Here is a 17,270-nt window from a genome sequence, read left to right on the forward strand (position 1 = left end):
CGGGGTCACCGCCACTCGTCGGCCGGTATCCGCACCGCCTGGAGCAGCACCATCCCCGTGTCGCCGTAATCCGGCAGCGTGGGGTCCTTGTCGACGCGGGTGACCTGGAGCCGCTCGGTGTGCGGGGCGAAGACGTGCCGTACCGCCGCCGTGTCCACGGGGAAGGCGGGCCAGGTCAGGCCGGCGCCGATGTGGTAGCTGGGCATGTTCTCCATGAACGCGGCGACGAGGTGCCCTCCGGGCCGTACGGCGCGGATGAAGATGCCGCACAGTCCGGCGAATTCGTCCGCGTCCTCGGTGACGCTCTCGGCGACGAAGTTCATCGACGCCAGGTGGTAGGCACCGGCCGGGACGGCGGTCGCGTCGGCGTGCAGCACCCGAACCCGGGAGAGGGCGTCGGTGAGGTTCGCGGGCAGCCGTGGGTCGAGTTCGCGGCACAGGGCGTAGAACGGGTCCCAGCTCGCGTCGGGGCGGTCGAGCTGGCCGGCGAGGTAGGCGACGTTGGCGGCGCTGGGTTCCAGGGCGTCGATGCGGCGGGCGACCGCGGCGGCGGGCATCAACGGGTACAGGTTGGGGCCGGCGCCGAACTCCAGGGAGCGGGTGACGCCGTCGGCGGGGAACTGGCGGTAGAAGGCCGAGTGGTGGCGGATGACGGCCGCGTCGGAGGCGTGCATGCGCCGGTAGTTCTCGGCCAGGTAGGCGGTGACGGGCCACTGGTCCCAGTCGGCGTCGGCGTTGAAGCGGTGCGGGCGGGGCGGCAGGCCGTCGTCGTAGCGGGGGTCGGTCACGGCGACCACCCCTCGGGCGGTGTGGTCGCGGGCAGGCTCTGCTGGAGCGGGAAGCGGTCGGCCAGTTCGGTGAGCGTCTGGGTGAGCTGCTCGATGTGCTCGTCGGTGTTGAGCGCGGTGACCTGGATGCGGAAGCCGACCTGCTTGCGCGGTACGAGCGGGTAGCCGGCGAGCGTGACGTAGATGCCGTGGTCCCACAGGAAGTCGCCGACGGCGTCGAGGTCCCAGCTATCGGCGAGCGGGATCTCGATGATGGGCAGTCCGTCGGTGTTGGGCGTGGCGACGCCGAGGCCGCGCACATGGTCCAGGATGCGCTGCGTCTTGCGGTGCAGGTCGGCGCGGATGGCATCGCCGCGCCGGGCGTTGACGTCGAGACCGGCGAGTACGGTCGCGAGCGATGCCGTCGGTGAGGGGCCGGAGTACAGGTAGGGCCCGGCCGCGACCTTCAGGTGGGCCTTGAGGTCGGGGGGCGCGGTGACGAACGCCAGGAGTGAGGAGTACGACTTGGAGAACCCGGCGACCAGGACGATGCCGTCGTACGACTCGGCCGTGTGGCACACGATGCTGTTGCCCCAGGAGCCGTACGGCGAGGTCTCGCCGGGGCCGCGTTCGCCGATGATGCCGAAGCCGTGGGCGTCGTCGACGTACAGCAGGGCCTCGTGGGCCCGGCAGATGCGGGCCAGTTCGGGCAGGTCGGGGAGGTTCCCGGTCATGCTGTTGACGCCGTCGATGCAGACGAGGCGGGCCACCCCGGGCGGGGCGGAGGTGAGCAATTGTTCGAGCTCGTCGGGGCGGTCGCCGTGGAAGCGGCGTACCGACGCGCCCTGTCCGCGGGCGACCATGCAGCCGTCGTACATGGTGCGGTGGGCGCGGGCCTCCACGCAGACCTGGCCGCCCGCCGCGAGGACGGGGATCACGGAGGAGTGGATGAGGGTGATGGTCGGCAGCAGGAGGGTGTCCGGGGCGCGCAGCAGGCCCGCGAGGCGTTCCTCGATGTCGGTGTAGAGGCGCGGGTTGCCGATGAGCCGGGACCAGCTCGGGTGGGTGCCCCAGCGGCGTACGTAGGGGGCGATGGCGTCCATGATCTCGGGGTCGAAGTCGAATCCGAGGTAGTTGCAGGAGGCGAAGTCGGCCAGCCACTGGTCGCCGCAGCGGATGCGCCGGCCGTGGACCTCGTCGATGACGGCGTCGCACATGCGGCTGGACTTCTGCAGGCGCGACAGGTCGCCGACGCGCTGTTCGCCGCGGGCCACCGGGTGGGTCACGGTCCGTCGCTCGCCGCGCCTGCCGACGAGGGAGGCGGCCTGCCTCTCGCCGGACACGGACAGGAAGCGCCGGGACTCGTCGGCGGTCATCGGCCGGGCGAAGAGGTAGCCCTGGCCGAAGCTGCACCCCATGGCGCCCAGCAGGTCGCGCTGGCCGGCGTTCTCGATGCCTTCGGCGATGACCTGGAGGCCGAGGACGTCGGCGATGCGGACGATGCCTTCGACGAGCGCGACCTGCTGGCCGTCGGTGACGATGTCGTCGATGAACGACTTGTCGACCTTCAGGACGTCGATGGGGAACTCGCGCAGGTAGCTGAGCGAGGAGAACCCCGTACCGAAGTCGTCGATCGCGATGGAGACGCCGAGGCGCTTGAGCGTCCGCATGGCCGTGCGGATCTGCTCGTCGCGGCGCATCAGGACGGACTCGGTGATCTCCAGCACGAGGGAGCCGGGCGCGAGCCCGGAGGTGTCGACGACCCGCCGCACGTCCTCGACGAAGCCCGGGTCGATGAACTGACGTGGGGAGACGTTGACGTTGAGGCACAGGGGCGGGGTGCGGGGGTGGTCGCGCTGCCAGCGGGCGACGTCGCCCGCGGCGCGTTCCAGCACCCACGCTCCGAGCGGCATGATGTGCCCGGTCTCCTCGGCGAGGGTGATGAACTGGTCCGGCGGCACGAGGCCGCGCCGGCGGGGCCAGCGGATCAGCGCCTCGAAGCCTGCGACCCCGCCGCCGTTGATCTCGACGATCGGCTGGTAGCGGAGGGCGAACGCCTCTTCGCTGATGGCGGTGTCCAAACCCGCCTGGAGTTCGTGCCGCTCGACCATGCCGGCGTGCAGGTCGGGCCGGTAGCGCTGCCACTGGCCCTTCCCGGCGGTCTTCGCGGCGTACAGGGCGAGGTCGGCGTGGCCGAGGAGTTCCTCCGCCTCGTCGCTGTCGCGGGCCGTGGCCACGCCCACGCACGCGGAGACGCTGGTCGAGCCGGTGGTGAGGCGGAACGGCTGGTCGAGGGCGTCGACGACCTGTGCGGCGAGCCTCTCGGCGTCCTCGGGGCCCCTGGCGCCCTCCATCAGGATGGCGAACTCGTCGCCGCCCAGGCGGGCCGCGGTGTCGGTGCGCCGCAGTGCGGCGGTCAGCCGGCGGGCGACGGCGACGAGGAGTTCGTCGCCGACGGAGTGGCCCATCATGTCGTTGACGACCTTGAAGTCGTCGAGGTCGACGAAGAGGACGCAGGTGAGCGTCCCGTCACGGCGGCCGCGCAGCAGGGCGCGTTCGATGCGCTCCAGCAGCAGGACCCGGTTGGGCAGCCCGGTCAGCGAGTCGTGGAAGGCGCGGTGGGTCAGCTCGCGCTCCAGCTCACGCTGTTCGGTGACGTCCCGGAGGGTCAGCACGATGCCGTGAACGGTCTGTTCGTGGCGCAGGTTGCTGCACCGGACCTCCACGTCCAGCCGCTGGCCGTCGGGGCGCACCACACGCCAGTCGTCGTGGAGGTCCCGGGCGTCCCCGGACCGTACCCGCCGCAGCGTACGGCCGGCGCGCTCGCGGTCCTGCTCGTCGACGAGCCGGGCCAGCGGGGTGCCGCTGAGGAGGGCGCCGCCGAACACCCCCTGGGCGGAGGGGCTGGCGTAGCGGACGGTGTCGTCGTCGTCGACGATCAGGATCACGTCCGAGGCGTTGTGCACCAGGGTGCGGAAGTACGCCTCGCTCCGGCGGCGGTTGATCTCCTCGCTGAGTCCGACGCGTTCGAGGGCCAGGGCGGCCTGCGAGGCGAGGGACTCGACCGACACGCCGAGTTGCTCCAGCCGGCGGCGCGGCCCCGCCACCAGGAGGGCGCCCATCAGGGGATTGACCGCCTGGGGCGCCTCCAGCGTCAGGGGGCTGAGCATCACCCGCGTGGCCGGCGCCAGCGCCGCGGCCGCCTCGGGCCCGAGCGCGGCCACCTCCACGAGCCGCGTCCCGTCGACGAGCCGCCCGGGCGCGCCGGCCACCTCGTGCACGGCGGCGGGTTGCCCCACGGGGGGCGCCGCCGGTCCGACGGCGGGCGGGGACCCGACGGGGGGCGGGGGCCCGGCGGCGCGGCCCGCGCGGGGAACCTCGCCGGCGCGGCCCGGCCGCCCGGCGGGGGGTGGCGCCCCGGCGGGGGCCGGCGCTCCAGCGGGTCCCGGCGGCCTGGCCGCAGACGGCGCTCCGGCGGGAAGCCCGGGCTCGGGGGCGGGGCTCGGCCGGGGCTCGGCCAGGGGCGGGCCCGTGTCCAGGGGCTTGCGCGGCGGGGGCTCCGGGTCGGCGGCAGGCCCCGGCGCGGGCCCGGTCCCGGGCCCGGCCCCCGGCTCAGCCACCGGTCCGGCCGCCGGACCCGGCTCCGGCGGGACCTCGGGGGCCACGGACGTGTCGGTGACGGCCGGGGCGGAGGTACGGATGGCGCCGAGGGCCTCGGCGGGGATGTCCAGGCTCTGGGTCCAGGGCCGTCCGGCGGTGGTCACGGGCCGCAGCCGCCGGTCGGCGTCCACGGCGAGCAGCACGGCCTGGTGCTGGACGTCGGCGCCGAACAGGGTCGCGGCGGCCGTCTCGACGCAGCGTGCGACGTCCCGGGGCGTGACCGCGCCGACGAGGGACGCGGCGGCCACGCGGAGGCTCCGCTCCCGGGTGACGGCCCGGCGGTGCTGCGAGACGAGTTCCCACAGCCGGGCCATGACCAGGAGGAACATCACGGCGGAGAACACGGCGATCATGGCGGCGTCCCGCACCGTACCGAGCAGTGCCTCGACCAGCAGCATGACGGGCGCGATGAGCGACGCCCCGGCGAGGACCGCGAGCCGGCGCTTGGCCAGCCCGGGCGCGGGCTGGGGCACCGGTTCGGTGAGCCGCACCATGGACGGATGCAGGGCGGCCAGGCCCCAGGCGGTGAAGAACACCACCCAGCCCAGGTCCATGTACGTGCCGACCTGCCAGGTGCCCTGGAGTTGCAGCAGCCCGTACAGGACGTCCGAGGTGAGGATGCCGCACGTACCGAGGGCGAGGAGCTGGACGGACCGCTCCCGAGTGCCGCCGAGGGTGAGCAGCCGGACCATCATGGCCAGGATCAGTACGTCGCCGAGCGGGTAGGCGAGCGCGACCGCCTGCTGGATCCAGGTCTCGCCCCCGGCCATGGTGAGCGGGTTGATCAGGTGCACCCAGGACAGCAGGGCGAGCCCGGACGTGAGGATCAGGGCGTCGAGGAGGCTCGCGATGTCACGGGACTCGGTGCGGTAGCGCATGAACCCGAAGAACCCGGCGGCGAACAGCGGATAGGTGGAGAGGTAGAAGACGTCCGCGATCGACGGGAACGGGTTCGTCTGGCCGAACACCGATTCGAGGATGTTGTACGTGGTGTCCCCGGCGGTGAACGTCAGGTTCGCCGCGGCGAGCATCAGCCACGGCCAGCGTCTCGCGGGGCGATGGATGCGGATGCCGACGAGGATCGCCACGACCCCGGCCAGCCCGATCACGGCCCACATGCTGGTGTGCCGTTCCGGGACCGTCAGGTAGACGACGGTGAACGGGATCACGAAGAGGACGTACAGCACCATCAGGCGGGGCGCGGAGACCGGTGGCCCTTTCCGCCCGGTGACCGGGCCGGGCCCGCGGTCGGGCGCTCGCCTGCCGTTCGGCCGGAGCCACTGTCCCAGACGTGTGATCGGCTCCACGGTGACCTGCCGGTGGGTCTAGATTCGCCCGAACGGGTATATTTACGGCGTATATGTACACCTTGCTCCGCTAGGTGACGAGGGTCAAGGGATGCCCGAGCAGGAAGCTTCCGGGCGGCGAAAACGCCGGCGCGGCCGGCTGAGCCGGGAGCTCGTGCTGGCCACGGCGCTCGCGCTGGTCGACCGTGAGGGCCTGTCCGCCCTGAGCATGCGGCGGCTCGCGGCGGAGCTGGGCGTGGAGGCGATGGCCCTGTACCGGTACGCGGCGGGCAAGGACGCGCTGCTGGACGGGCTGGTCGAGGCGGTGTTCACCGAGCTCCTGGACACCTTGACGGCTCCTTCGGACGCGGCACCGCCGGACGCGGCACCTCCGGATGTGGGGCCTTCGGACGCGGCGCCTGCCAACGCGGCACCCCCGGACGCGGTGCCTGGCGATGCGAAGACGCCTGCCGATGCGACGCCTTCGCACACCGACTGGCGCGGAGAACTCCACCACACGGTCCGCGAGATGCACCGCGTCGCGCTGCGTCACCCGCACGTGGTCCCGCTGCTCGCCACCCGGATGCTCGCCGTGCCGCTGGCCCGCCGCCCGCGGGCGGTGCTGCGCGTCCAGGAACGGATTCTGGCGGCGCTCTTCCGCGCGGGGCTCGACGACCACCGTACGCAGCTCGCCTACCGGGCCGTGATCGCGTGGGCCCTCGGTTACGTCTTCGTGGAGCTGACCGCCGTGGTGGAGGACCTCGACGAACCCGAACCGGCGATCCGGCTCGGTCTGCACCGTATGCCCGTGCACGAGCTGCCCCATCTGCGCGCCACCGTGCCCGCCCTCGCCGAGCGGGCGGGCGAGGAGGTGCTCGCCGTCGGCCTGGACGCGCTGCTGGACCGTTTCCTCGGTGGGGAGGGAAGGGAAACGATGACGTAGCCGCAGACGCCGAAAGGGCACCGCATGACGACCTCCGTGCACGGCCCCGCCGACGAGTCGGACGCATCGGACCGGCCCGCCGGGCCCACCGGGCCACCGCGCTCGCGCAAGGCGCTGGTGGCGGGCTCGGTGGGCAACTTCATCGAGTGGTACGAGTTCGGCGTCTACGGCTACTTCGCCACCGTCATCGCCGCCAACTTCTTCACCCCCGAGGGCGGCGGCGACGCCGAGGCGCTGATCCGGACGTACGCGTCGTTCGCGCTGGCCTTCTTCTTCCGGCCGGTGGGCGCGGCGCTCTTCGGCCGCGTCGGCGACCGCATCGGGCGGCGCCCCACGCTGATCCTGGTGGTGCTGCTGATGACGGCCGCCACGACGGCGATCGGCCTGCTGCCCACGTACGCCACGATCGGCGCCGCCGCGCCCTGGCTGCTGACGCTGCTGCGGATCGTCCAGGGCCTGTCCGCCGGAGGGGAGTTCGGCGGCGCGGTGTCCCTGATGACGGAGTTCGCCCCGCCGGGCAGGCGCGGCCTGTACGGGGCGTGGCAGTCCTTCACCGTGGCGCTCGGCCTGCTCGGCGGCGCCGGGGCGGCGGCCCTGCTCGCCACCGTACTGACGGAGGCTCAGCTCGGGTCGTGGGGCTGGCGGCTGCCGTTCCTGCTGACGCTGCCGATGGGGTTGGCCGCCCTGTGGCTGCGGCTGAGGCTGGAGGAGACGCCGTCCTTCCGGCGGCGGCTGCGGGCGGAACCGGCCGCCGCCCCCGCGCGGGAGACGGTACGGGCCATCGCGCTGGGCGCGGGCCGGCTGATGGGCTGGTCGGCGGCCGGGTACACCTTTCTGGTCGTCATGCCGTCGTACCTCCAGAGCGTCCTGGACGCGACGTTCCGGCAGGCGCTGATCGCCACCGTCCTCGCCAACGCGGGCTTCGCGGCGGCGATCCTCCCGGCGGGCGCGCTGAGCGACCGGGTGGGGCGACGCGCGGTGATGGTGACGGGTGCGGCGGTGGCCGCACTCGCCGCGTTCCCGCTGCTGAACCTGTTGCAGGACCCGGCCGCCCCGACTGCCGCCAAGGGCCTCGCGGTGTGTGCCGCCGGTGCGGTCGTCGGCCTGATGGCGGGGCCGGGCCCGGCGATGCTCGCCGAGATGTTCCCCACCCGGGTCCGGTACACGGGCCTGGGGCTGGCGTACGCGCTGTCCAACGCGGTCTTCTCCGGCTGTGCGGGCCTCATCATCACCGAGATGATCAAGCGGACCGGCAGTGCCGACATCCCCGCGTACTACGTGGCCGCCACCTGCGCCGTCAGCGCCCTCGCCCTGGCGACGCTGCGCGGCGCCGACCACCGCCGCGCGCTGCGCGACTGAGGAGGGTCATGCGGGTCATCGGGCTGATGTCGGGTACGTCGTACGACGCCGTCGACGCGGCGGCCGCCGATCTGACGCTGGACGGCGACGCCCTCGTCCTGGCACCCCTCGGCATGGTGAGCGCCCCCTACCCCGACGAGCTGCGTGCCGCCCTGGCGGCGGCGCTGCCACCGGCGGCCACCACCATGCGGGAGGTGTGCCGGCTCGACACCCGGATCGGCCAGGCCTTCGCGTCCCTCGCCGTACGCGCCGACGAGGAGCTGTGCGGCGGCCGTGCCGACCTCGTCGTCTCCCACGGGCAGACGGTCTACCACTGGGCCGACAGCGGCACCGTGCACGGCACCCTCCAGCTCGGCGAGCCGGCCTGGATCGCCGAGGCGACCGGCCGCCCGGTCGTGTCCGGCCTCCGCACCCGGGACGTCGCCGCCGGCGGCCAGGGAGCGCCGCTCGTCAGCATCGTGGACGTGCTGTGGCTGCGCGGGCGCCCCGGCGTGCCCGTCGCCCTGAACCTGGGCGGCATCGCCAACATCACCGCTGCCGCCGGGGCCGGCCCTCCGGTCGCCTTCGACACCGGGCCCGCGAACGCCCTGATCGACGCGGCCGTGCGGCTCTTCACCGGCGGCAGGCGCGGGTACGACGAGGACGGCGCCCTGGCCGCCCGCGGCCGGGTCGACGAGGCGCTGCTGCGCGAGCTGCTGGACGATCCGTACTACGCGCAGCCGCCGCCCAGGACGACGGGCAAGGAGCGGTTCCACCTGCCGTACCTGCGGGCCGCCCTGGCCGGGCATGAGGCGCTCCCGCCGGAGGACGTCGTGGCCACCCTCACCCGGCTGACCGCCCGGACCGTGGCCGGCGCCGTGCGGACCGTCGGGGCGACCGAGGTCGTCGCCTCGGGCGGCGGCACCCGCAACCCGGTGCTGATGGCCGTGCTGGGCAAGGAACTTGGCGGCATCCCGCTGCGCCGTTCGGACGAGCTTGGGCTGCCGTCGGCCGCCAAGGAGGCGTACGCGTTCGCGGTGCTCGGGTTCCTCACCGTCCACGGGCTCGCCGGGACGGTCCCGGCGTGCACCGGCGCCCGGCACCCGAGCGTCCTCGGCTCGCTCACGCCCGGCCGCCACGGGCTGCGCCTGCCGGAGCCGGCCGTCACCGCGCCCGTACGGCTGCGCGTCGCACGAGCCTGATTCATCCCGCGTCGATCTGTTTCAGCCCCTCCCCCAGCGGCGACCCGGAAAGACGAACCATTCGACGGACTGGGAGAGTTCCATGACTGACTGGCGCCAGCAGGCCGTGTGCCGTGACGAGGACCCCGACCTCTTCTTCCCGATCGGCAACACGGGCCCGGCGCTCCTCCAGGCGGAGGACGCGAAGTCCGTGTGCCGCCGCTGCCCCGTGCGGGAACCCTGCCTGGAGTGGGCGCTGGAGTCCGGCCAGGAGGCGGGCGTCTGGGGCGCCACGACCGAGGACGAGCGCCGCGCCCTCAAACGCCGCCGCGCCGCCCGCCGCACGGCCCCGGCCGGCCAGCCGCGCCGGTGACCGTCCGCATGGGGCCCATCGCGCAGCGTCAAGGGGGCTATCCAGGGAACACGTGTCCGGTTTACGTTGGTGTGACCGTCCCGTCCCCGGCCCCCTCTCCGGAGCCCCATGCTGAAGGTCCGCACCGCTTCCGCCGCGCTCGCGAGCGCCGTCGTCGTCGCGCTCGTCGGTTGTGCCGCCGGCGGCAGCGGCGCCACCGAGCGCACCGCGGCCGCGCCCGCCCCGGCCACCGCGTTCACCGCCCCGGCCTCCGCGGCGGCCGTCGTCGACCCGGCGCCCGCGAAGCCCGCCAAAGCCGCGAAGCCCGCGCCGCCCGGGACGCCCAAGGCGCCCGCCGCCCCCGCCGTCCCTGTCGCGCCCTCCCCCGAGCCGTCGCCGGAGACGGCGCGTACCCGGACCGCCGTGCTGGCCATCCCCGCCATCGGTGTGGAGGAGCTGCGGGTCGTGCCGTACCGGGGGACGACCGACGACTGGCCGGGCACCAGGATCCAGGACCGTGGCGTGGCCGCCAGCCCGTACGGGCCGGGCGGCGGTGTGGGGCCCGGCGAGGTGGGCAACTACCTCGTCACGGCGCACCGCCTCTCCGCCGGCGGCCCGCTGCGCGACCTGCCGGCTCTGGAGGTGGGCGAGTCGGTCTTCGTCACGGCGGGCGGCACCGTCCACGAGTACCGGATCACCGAGACCCGCAAGACGTCCTTCCGCTCCGAACGGTCCCTCGCCGAGCAGCGGGCCCCGGTCCCGGGCAAGCCGGGCGAGCGGCCGGTCAAGGCGATGATCACCGTCTCGACGTGCGCGACGCCCGAGGACGACGCGGCGGGCAACTTCTGGCGGGACGCCAAGGGCAACCCCGAGCACCGCATCGACAAGGTCGGCGTGCTGGTCTCGTCGCGGAAGGCCTCATAGAAGAAGGCGCAGCGACAGCGACTTCAGGCCGTTGATGAAGTTGGAGACCAGGCGCCGGGGCGGGGCCGCCGGTTCGTAGGGCGGCAGCACGCGCAGCGCCTCCTCGTGCAGGACCCGTAGCTGGAGGCGGGCGAAGTGGGCGCCCAGGCAGACGTGCGGGCCGTCGCCGAACGACACGTGCGGATTGGGCGAGCGGGCGAGGTCGAGGCGGTGCGGGTCGGGGAAGACCCGTTCGTCGTGGTTGGCGGAGGCGTGGAAGACGACCACCTTGTCGCCCCGGCGCACCCGCCGGCCGTGCAGGACGCACTCCTCGGCCGCCGTGCGGCGGAAGGTCAGCACGGGCGGGTGCACCCGCAACAGCTCCTCGACCGCGGTCGCGACGGCGAACCGCCCTGCCCGCAGCCCCCGTTGTCCCTCCGGGTGCGCGGCGAGCGCGAGCATCCCGCCGGGGGCGGCGCTGCGGACGGTGTCGTTCCCGGCGACGGTGAGCAGGAAGAAGAACATCTCCAGCTCGCCGTCGGAGAGGTCCGCGTGGGCGAGCGACGTCATGACGTCGTCGCCGGGGTGGTCGCGCTTGTACGCCGCGAGGCCCTGGGCGTAGTCGAACATCTCCTTCAGCATGGCGGGCGAGCGCGGGTTGACGGGGGCGCCGCCGGGGCCGAGCACCGGCGGCTCGTCCGGGTCCTGGTAGGCGATGACGCGCTCGGTCCAGGTGAGCAGCAGCCCGCGGTCGCTCCTCGGTACACCGAGCAGGTCGGTGAGGTTGAGCAGGGCGTACTCGTCGGTGACGGGGTGGACCACGTCCACGGTGCCGTCGCCGTCGCGGGCGGTGGCGTAGGCGGCGGTGAGCAGGTCGCGGGCGCGGCGCCTGGCGGTGGCCTCGAAGCGGTCGATCCGGCCGGGTGTGAAGGCGCGGCTGACCAGGCGCCGGAGCCTGCCGTGGGCGGGCGGGTCCTGATTGAGCATCATGCGGCGGATGAACGGCAGGTCGGCCGGGTCCGGGTCGCGGAGCTGCGTGGCGCCCAGGTGCGAGGAGAAGGTGCGGGTGTCCTTGAGGACCCGTACGACGTCGCTGTGGCGCGTCACCGCCCAGAAGCCGGGACCGGCGGGCCAGCCCAGCACCTCGTACTCGTCCTGCCAGGCCACCGGGGCGCGGTCGCGCAGTTCCCGGTAGGCGTCGTGCGGGATGCCGCGCCCGTACAGCCGCGGGTCGAAGACATCGGGAACGGCCGGCGGTGCGGGGACGCTCACGCGGGGCCGTCCGCGCGCAGGAAGTCCTCGACGACCTGGATGAGTTCCAGCGGTGTCTCGTCCATGGCGTAGTGGCCGGCGCGGGGCAGTTCGGTGACCCTGCCCTTGGGGTAGCAGCGCAGCCAGGTGCGGCGCATCAGCTCGGCGCCGAGGGCCGGGTCGAGCGCGCCGACCACGGCGAGGGCGGGCACGTCGCTGCCGGCGACCTCGGTGTGGAAGTCCTCGCGGGCCCAGGAGTCGAGCCAGGCGCGGAACGCCGTGGCGTCGCTGCGCTCCAGGGAGCGGCGCACCATCCGGTCGAGCCAGGCGGCGGGGCGGTTGCCCCCGGTGGTGGCGTCGATGATGGCGCGGCGGTTGCCGGGGTTGTCGGCGGCCCCGGCGAACAGCTCCCACTGTTCGTCCGGCATCAGCAGCCCGGCGGCCGGGACCGGCGAGATGCCGACGAGCCGGCGGACGCGGCCGGGTGCGGCGGCCAGGACGCGCTGGGCCACGCTGCCGCCCATGGAGTGGCCGACGACCGAGAACCGGTCCCAGCCGAGCCGGTCGGCGAGGGCCAGCAGGTCGGCGGCCGCCTGACCGGTGGTGTACGGGCCGGGGGCGTCCTTGGCCTCGCCGTAGCCGCGCAGGTCGACCACGGCGTAGCTGAAGGCGGTGCGGTCGAGGTCGGGGAGGACGGGCGCGTAGGCGGTGCGGTCGGCGAACCAGCCGTGCACGGCGAGCACCGGGTGGGGTCCGTCGCCGGTCCGCTGGTGGGGCAGGGGGAAAGGGGCCACGGTCGCTCCGATCGGGAGGGGACGGCCGGATGGGTTCACCTTGGCGGCTGCCCGGCCGTGCCACAAGAGCGCACCGGGCTCGGGCCGATGGCGTGCCGGGCCTGGGACCGCCCGTCCCGTATCCCCCGTGTCCCGGCGTGCCTCCAGCAAGAAGCCTGGGCAAAGGGGCAGAAATGGTTCACGTAGCTGCCCTGTGCCGCCGTCGGCTGGAGACTGAGATGCGCGTGATGCTGGTTCACCCGAGTGCCCTGATGTACTCGGAGATCTTCCTGCGGCTGGAGCCACTGGGCCTGGAACGGGTGGCCGCGGCGGCGCGCGACGCCGGTCACGAGGTACGGGTGGTGGACCTCCAGGTGCTCTCGCGCGCCCTGCTCGACCGCGAGCTGGAGTCGTTCGCGCCCGAGGCGGTGGGCATCTCGCTGAACTACCTGGCCAACATCCCGGAGGCGATCGAGATCGCCCACCACGCCAAGGCCGCCTCCCCGGGCTGTTTCGTCTTCCTGGGCGGCCACAGCGTCTCGTTCATCGCCGAGCACGTGCTGGAGCAGGCCGAGGGCGCGGTCGACGCGATCGTGCGCGGCGAGGGCGAGCCGGCCGTCGAGCCGCTGCTGGCGGCGGCGCGCGACGGCGGGCTGAAGGACGTCCCGGGCGTCGTCTGCGCGGAGGGGCGCGGCCCCGCCCCGCGACTGCTCGACAGCCTGGACAGCCCCCGGCCCGCCCGCGACCTGATGCGCAAGCGCAACCGCTACTTCATCGGGGAGCTGGACCCGTGCGCGTCAATCGAGTTCACCCGGGGCTGCCCCTGGGACTGTTCCTTCTGCTCCGCGTGGACGTTCTACGGGCGCAGCTACCGCAAGGCGTCCCCCGAGGGCGCGGCCGACGAGATGGCGTCGATCCGGGAGCCGAACGTCTTCATCGTGGACGACGTGGCCTTCATCCGGCCGGAGCACGGCGACGGCATCGCCGCCGAGCTGGAGCGGCGGCGCATCCGCAAGCAGTACTACCTGGAGACGCGCAGCGATGTCCTGCTGCGCAACGAGGAGGTGTTCGCCCGCTGGACGCGGCTGGGCCTGCGGTACATGTTCCTCGGCATGGAGGCGCTGGACGCCGAGGGGCTGGACCTCTACCGCAAGCGGGTGAGCCCGGACGACAACTTCAAGGCCCTGGAGACGGCCCGCAGGCTGGGCATCATGGTGGCCATCAACCTGATCGTCGACCCGGCCTGGGACGCCGAACGCTTCCGGCTGGTACGGGAGTTCGCGCTGTCCGTCCCCGAGATCGTGCACCTGACGGTGATGACGCCGTACCCGGGCACCGAGATCTGGCACACCGAGTCCCGCCAGTTGACGACCCGTGACTACCGGCTCTTCGACATCCAGCACGCCGTCGTGCCCACCACCCTGCCCCTGGAGGAGTTCTACCGGGAGCTCGTGCGCACGCAGGCCGTGCTCAACCGCAAGCACCTGGGGCTGCGCACGGCCATCGGCGCCATGGGCGTACTGGGCCGCAACCTCGCCCGGGGCCAGACGAACTTCGCGCGGATGCTGTGGAAGTTCGGCAGCGTCTACAACGTGGAGCGCCAACTGGCGGACCACCGGCGGCAGGTGCGCTACGAGCTGCCGCTGCCCAAGCACAGCGCCACACCGCCCGGCCGGCAGGACCTGTTCATCCACACCCGGGCCGTGACCCACGCGCGTCCGCAGGCCGACCCGGAGCCCGACGGCGTGTGACGGGCCCGTTACCCCCGTCCGGGTACACCCGCCGGGTCGCGCCGACCGTCCCGGCCGGCGGTGTGGGAGGTTGAGGAGTCCCAGTCCAGGCTCCCAGTCCAGGCGAGGAGACACATGTGCGGTCCGGGATGGTGAAACGGCGCCTGAGCCTCCTGCCCGCCGACCCGCTGGGCTCCCTCGCCGAACTGGTACTGCGCTTCCCCGTCCGTACGCTGGTGCTGACCGGCTGCGCGCTGCTGCTCGCGGCCATGGCGGCGGTGGGCGTGGGCGACAACCTCCACCACGGCGGTACGACGGCGCCGGGCGCCGAGTCGGCGCGGGCCGAGCACACGCTGTCCACGGCGTTCCGCAGCGGGAGCCCGACGGTGACGCTGGTGGCCACGACCGGCGGGTCGGTGGACGACGCGGCGGCGGTGCGCGCCGGGATGCGGCTCGCGGAGCGGGCGCGGAAGTCGCCGAAGGTGGTGGAGATCCGCTCGTACTGGCCACACCGTGCCGCCGCGCTGCGCGGCCGTGACGGGCGGGCGGCGCTGGTGCTGCTGCGGGTGGCGAGCGCCGAGGCGACGGCACACCGGGACGTGGAGCCGCTGCTACGGGAGCTGACGGGGCGCCACGGCCCGCTGACGGTCTCCGCAACGGGGGCCACGCCTGTGGGGCTCGCGATCGAACGGCAGAGCCGGCTGGACCTGCGGCGCACCGAGCTGCTGGCGGCGCCGCTGACAGCGGCCGTCCTGGTCGTGGTCTTCGGGGGCGTCGTCGCGGCGGGCCTGGCGCTGCTGGTCGGTCTCGCCGCGGTGGTGGGCGCGGCCGCGTTCCTGAGCGGGCTGTCCGGTCTGACGGCGGTGTCGGTGATCGCGCTGAACCTGACCACGGCGCTCGGGTTCGCGCTGGCGGTCGACTTCAGCCTGTTCATGCTGGCCCGTTACCGGGAGGAGAGGACGCGGTACCGGGAGGAGGGCGACCGGTCGGAGGCCGCGCACCAGGCGCTGGTGGCCACCGTGTGCACCACCGGCCGTACGGTGGTGTGCTCCGCGCTGACGGTGATCGGCAGCCTTGGCGCGCTGCTGCTGTTCCCGCTCGGCATGCTCCGTTCGGTGGCGTACGGCGGTATCGCCGTGGTGGCGCTGAGCGCCCTGCTCGCGATCACCGCGCTGCCCGCCGCGCTGTTGTTGCTGGGCCCGCGGATCGACGCGCTGTCGGTGCGCCGCCGACGGCCCTGGGCGGCGCCGGACGGCGGCCGCTGGTTCCGCCTCGCGTACGGGGTGATGCGCCGCCCGGTGCCGGTGGTCCTGGTGCTGGGCGTGCTGCTGACCGCGCTGGTCCTGCCGTTCGCGGGCGCCCGGTTCGGCACGTTCGACGACCGGGCCCTGCCCGCCGATTCGGCGACCCGGCAGGCCACGGAGACGGTGCGCCGGGACTTCGACCACCAGGCGCTGAACCCGGTGCAGGTGGTGCTGCCCGGGCTGGACGCCCGGGCGGGCGCCGTCGCGCTGGACGGTTACGCCCGGCGGCTGGCCCGGCTGGAGCACGTGGCGCGGGTGGAGACGGCGACGGGGACGTACCGGGAGGGCCGGCGGGTGAGGTCGGCCGCGCCGGGGCACGGTTACGCGTCGGAGGCGGGGGCGTGGGCGGCGGTCGTGACCGACGTGGGTGCGGAGACGGCCGAGGGCGCGGAGGTGGTACGGGCGGTGCGGGCCGTCTCCTCGCCGGTGCCCGCGCTGGTCGGCGGTACGCAGGCGTGGCTGGCGGATCTGGGCGATGCCATCCGGGCCGGGGTGGTTCCGGCGCTGTCCCTGATCGCCGTGGTGACGCTGTTGTTGCTGGGGTGGTGCACGCGCAGTGTGGTGCTGCCACTGAAGGCGCTCGTGCTCAATGTCCTGAGCCTGAGCGCCACCTTCGGGGTGATGGTGTGGGTGTTCCAGGAGGGGCACCTGAGTGGCCTGCTCGGCGGTTTCACGGCGACGGGGGTGACCGACACGGTCGTGCCCGTGCTGGTGCTGTGCGTGGCGTTCGGGCTGTCGATGGACTACGAGGTGCTGCTGCTGTCGCGGACCGTGGAGGAGCACGAGGCGGGCGCCTCGACCCGGCGGGCGGTGGCGCGGGCCGTGCAGCACACGGCCGGTCTGTTCACGGCGTCCGCGCTGGTCGTCATCGTCGTCATGGCGGCGCTGGCGGCGTCGGGTCTGCTGCTGCTGAAGGTGGTGGGGGTGGGTCTGGCCGTGGCGGTCCTGGTGGACGCCACGGTGATCCGGCTGCTGCTGGCACCGGCCCTGATGGCGCTGCTCGGCCGGGCCAACTGGTGGCTGCCCACCGCCCGGCCGGCCCTTCAGTCCCTGGTGCCGATGAAGAGGTAGTACGGCACGCGGGCCGGCAGGTACGGCACCGGCGAGAGGCATTCGCGTACGTGGACGGCGGTGAACCGGGCGCGGAGGTAGGGGAGGTGGTCCGGGGACAGGAAGACGTTGTTGTGGCTGAACCAGGCGGGCCACAGGTGGCGTCGCCACGCGGCGTGCCGCACTCCCCCGCCGGGATGCTTGCGCGAGACGTAGAAGTCGCAGACGGCGATGGTCCCGCCGGGCCGGAGGATGGCACGGGCGTGGTCCACGGCCGCGAACCAGTCGGGCATCATCGTCAGCGCGTAGGAGAACATGACGACGTCGGCCGGGCCGCCCTTCGGCCGGTAGTCGGCGGCGCTCGCGAGGACCGTCTCGACGTTGTCCCAGCCGGACCGTTCGACGCGCCGGCGCGCCACGTCCAGCATCGAGGCCGAGACGTCCACGAGGGTGATCCGCCGGCACTCCTTGCGGCGCCGCTCGTCGAGGTACTCGATGTTGTTGCCGGTGCCCGCCCCCATGTCGACCAGGTGGGCGCCGGGGGCGGTGGGGAGCAGGCCCATCAGTTCGCGGCGGCCGTGCAGGAGGCGCTCGCGGAAGGCGTCGTAGTCGTGGGCCGTGGAGCGGTAGTAGGACTCCATGCGCTCGGCGGGCGTGGTGCCCGCGACGCGCGGGAAGGCCATGTGGCGGATCGTGCGCAGGTCGGACCTCAGTCCCATGCGGGTCCCTCCG

At 73.8% G+C, this 17,270-nt stretch carries 12 protein-coding genes; 7 read left to right on the forward strand and 5 right to left on the reverse strand.

From position 1 onward, the window contains the following. Nucleotides 1-5 precede the first annotated feature (5 nt). Nucleotides 6-788: a class I SAM-dependent methyltransferase gene (locus ACZ46W_RS23390; protein WP_468340611.1), complete on the reverse strand. Its 783-nt coding sequence runs from the start codon at nt 786-788 to the stop codon at nt 6-8. Further along, nucleotides 785-5,617, reverse strand: a complete 4,833-nt coding sequence (locus ACZ46W_RS23395; protein WP_468340614.1) for an aminotransferase class I/II-fold pyridoxal phosphate-dependent enzyme — start codon at nt 5,615-5,617, stop codon at nt 785-787. Before ACZ46W_RS23395 ends, ACZ46W_RS23390 begins: the two co-directional genes overlap by 4 nt. Before the next feature lie 208 nt (nt 5,618-5,825). Between ACZ46W_RS23395 and ACZ46W_RS23400 the strand changes: the two genes are divergently transcribed. The 5 genes from ACZ46W_RS23400 (at nt 5,826) to ACZ46W_RS23420 (ending at nt 10,451) form a co-directional block, all read left to right on the forward strand. Continuing rightward, complete coding sequence (locus tag ACZ46W_RS23400; protein WP_468340617.1) at nt 5,826-6,656, forward strand: TetR/AcrR family transcriptional regulator; 831 nt, start codon at nt 5,826-5,828, stop codon at nt 6,654-6,656. A 24-nt stretch (nt 6,657-6,680) separates the two neighbouring features. Continuing rightward, nucleotides 6,681-8,015 carry an MFS transporter gene (locus tag ACZ46W_RS23405; RefSeq protein WP_468340619.1) on the forward strand — a complete coding sequence of 445 codons (1,335 nt, stop codon included), beginning with the start codon at nt 6,681-6,683 and terminating at the stop codon, nt 8,013-8,015. An 8-nt stretch (nt 8,016-8,023) separates the two neighbouring features. Then, nucleotides 8,024-9,196 carry an anhydro-N-acetylmuramic acid kinase gene (locus ACZ46W_RS23410; protein ID WP_468340622.1) on the forward strand — a complete coding sequence of 391 codons (1,173 nt, stop codon included), beginning with the start codon at nt 8,024-8,026 and terminating at the stop codon, nt 9,194-9,196. Between the two features lie 82 nt (nt 9,197-9,278). After that, nucleotides 9,279-9,548 carry a WhiB family transcriptional regulator gene (locus ACZ46W_RS23415; RefSeq protein ID WP_468340625.1) on the forward strand — a complete coding sequence of 90 codons (270 nt, stop codon included), beginning with the start codon at nt 9,279-9,281 and terminating at the stop codon, nt 9,546-9,548. Between the two features lie 108 nt (nt 9,549-9,656). Next, nucleotides 9,657-10,451 (forward strand): sortase domain-containing protein, encoded by a 795-nt coding sequence (locus ACZ46W_RS23420; RefSeq protein WP_468340628.1) that lies wholly within the window; start codon nt 9,657-9,659, stop codon nt 10,449-10,451. Here ACZ46W_RS23420 and ACZ46W_RS23425 read toward each other — a convergent pair. After that, nucleotides 10,446-11,702 carry a cytochrome P450 gene (locus tag ACZ46W_RS23425; RefSeq protein WP_468340631.1) on the reverse strand — a complete coding sequence of 419 codons (1,257 nt, stop codon included), beginning with the start codon at nt 11,700-11,702 and terminating at the stop codon, nt 10,446-10,448. The two genes, ACZ46W_RS23420 and ACZ46W_RS23425, sit on opposite strands and share 6 nt — an antisense overlap. Next, a complete protein-coding gene (locus ACZ46W_RS23430) occupies nt 11,699-12,475 on the reverse strand; it encodes an alpha/beta fold hydrolase (RefSeq protein ID WP_468340634.1) in 777 nt (258 codons plus the stop codon). Before ACZ46W_RS23430 ends, ACZ46W_RS23425 begins: the two co-directional genes overlap by 4 nt. 218 nt (nt 12,476-12,693) lie before the next feature. Here ACZ46W_RS23430 and hpnR point away from each other — a divergent pair, with 218 nt between their 5' ends. Continuing rightward, nucleotides 12,694-14,205, forward strand: a complete 1,512-nt coding sequence (gene hpnR / locus ACZ46W_RS23435; protein WP_468340637.1) for a hopanoid C-3 methylase HpnR — start codon at nt 12,694-12,696, stop codon at nt 14,203-14,205. A 128-nt stretch (nt 14,206-14,333) separates the two neighbouring features. After that, nucleotides 14,334-16,559, forward strand: coding sequence for an MMPL family transporter (locus ACZ46W_RS23440; RefSeq protein ID WP_468340640.1), 2,226 nt, complete (start codon nt 14,334-14,336; stop codon nt 16,557-16,559). Here ACZ46W_RS23440 and ACZ46W_RS23445 read toward each other — a convergent pair. Continuing rightward, complete coding sequence (locus ACZ46W_RS23445) at nt 16,532-17,257, reverse strand: class I SAM-dependent methyltransferase (protein WP_468340643.1); 726 nt, start codon at nt 17,255-17,257, stop codon at nt 16,532-16,534. The two genes, ACZ46W_RS23440 and ACZ46W_RS23445, sit on opposite strands and share 28 nt — an antisense overlap. Nucleotides 17,258-17,270: the final 13 nt, after the last annotated feature.

This window comes from Streptomyces sp. NPDC031064 (assembly GCF_055570965.1).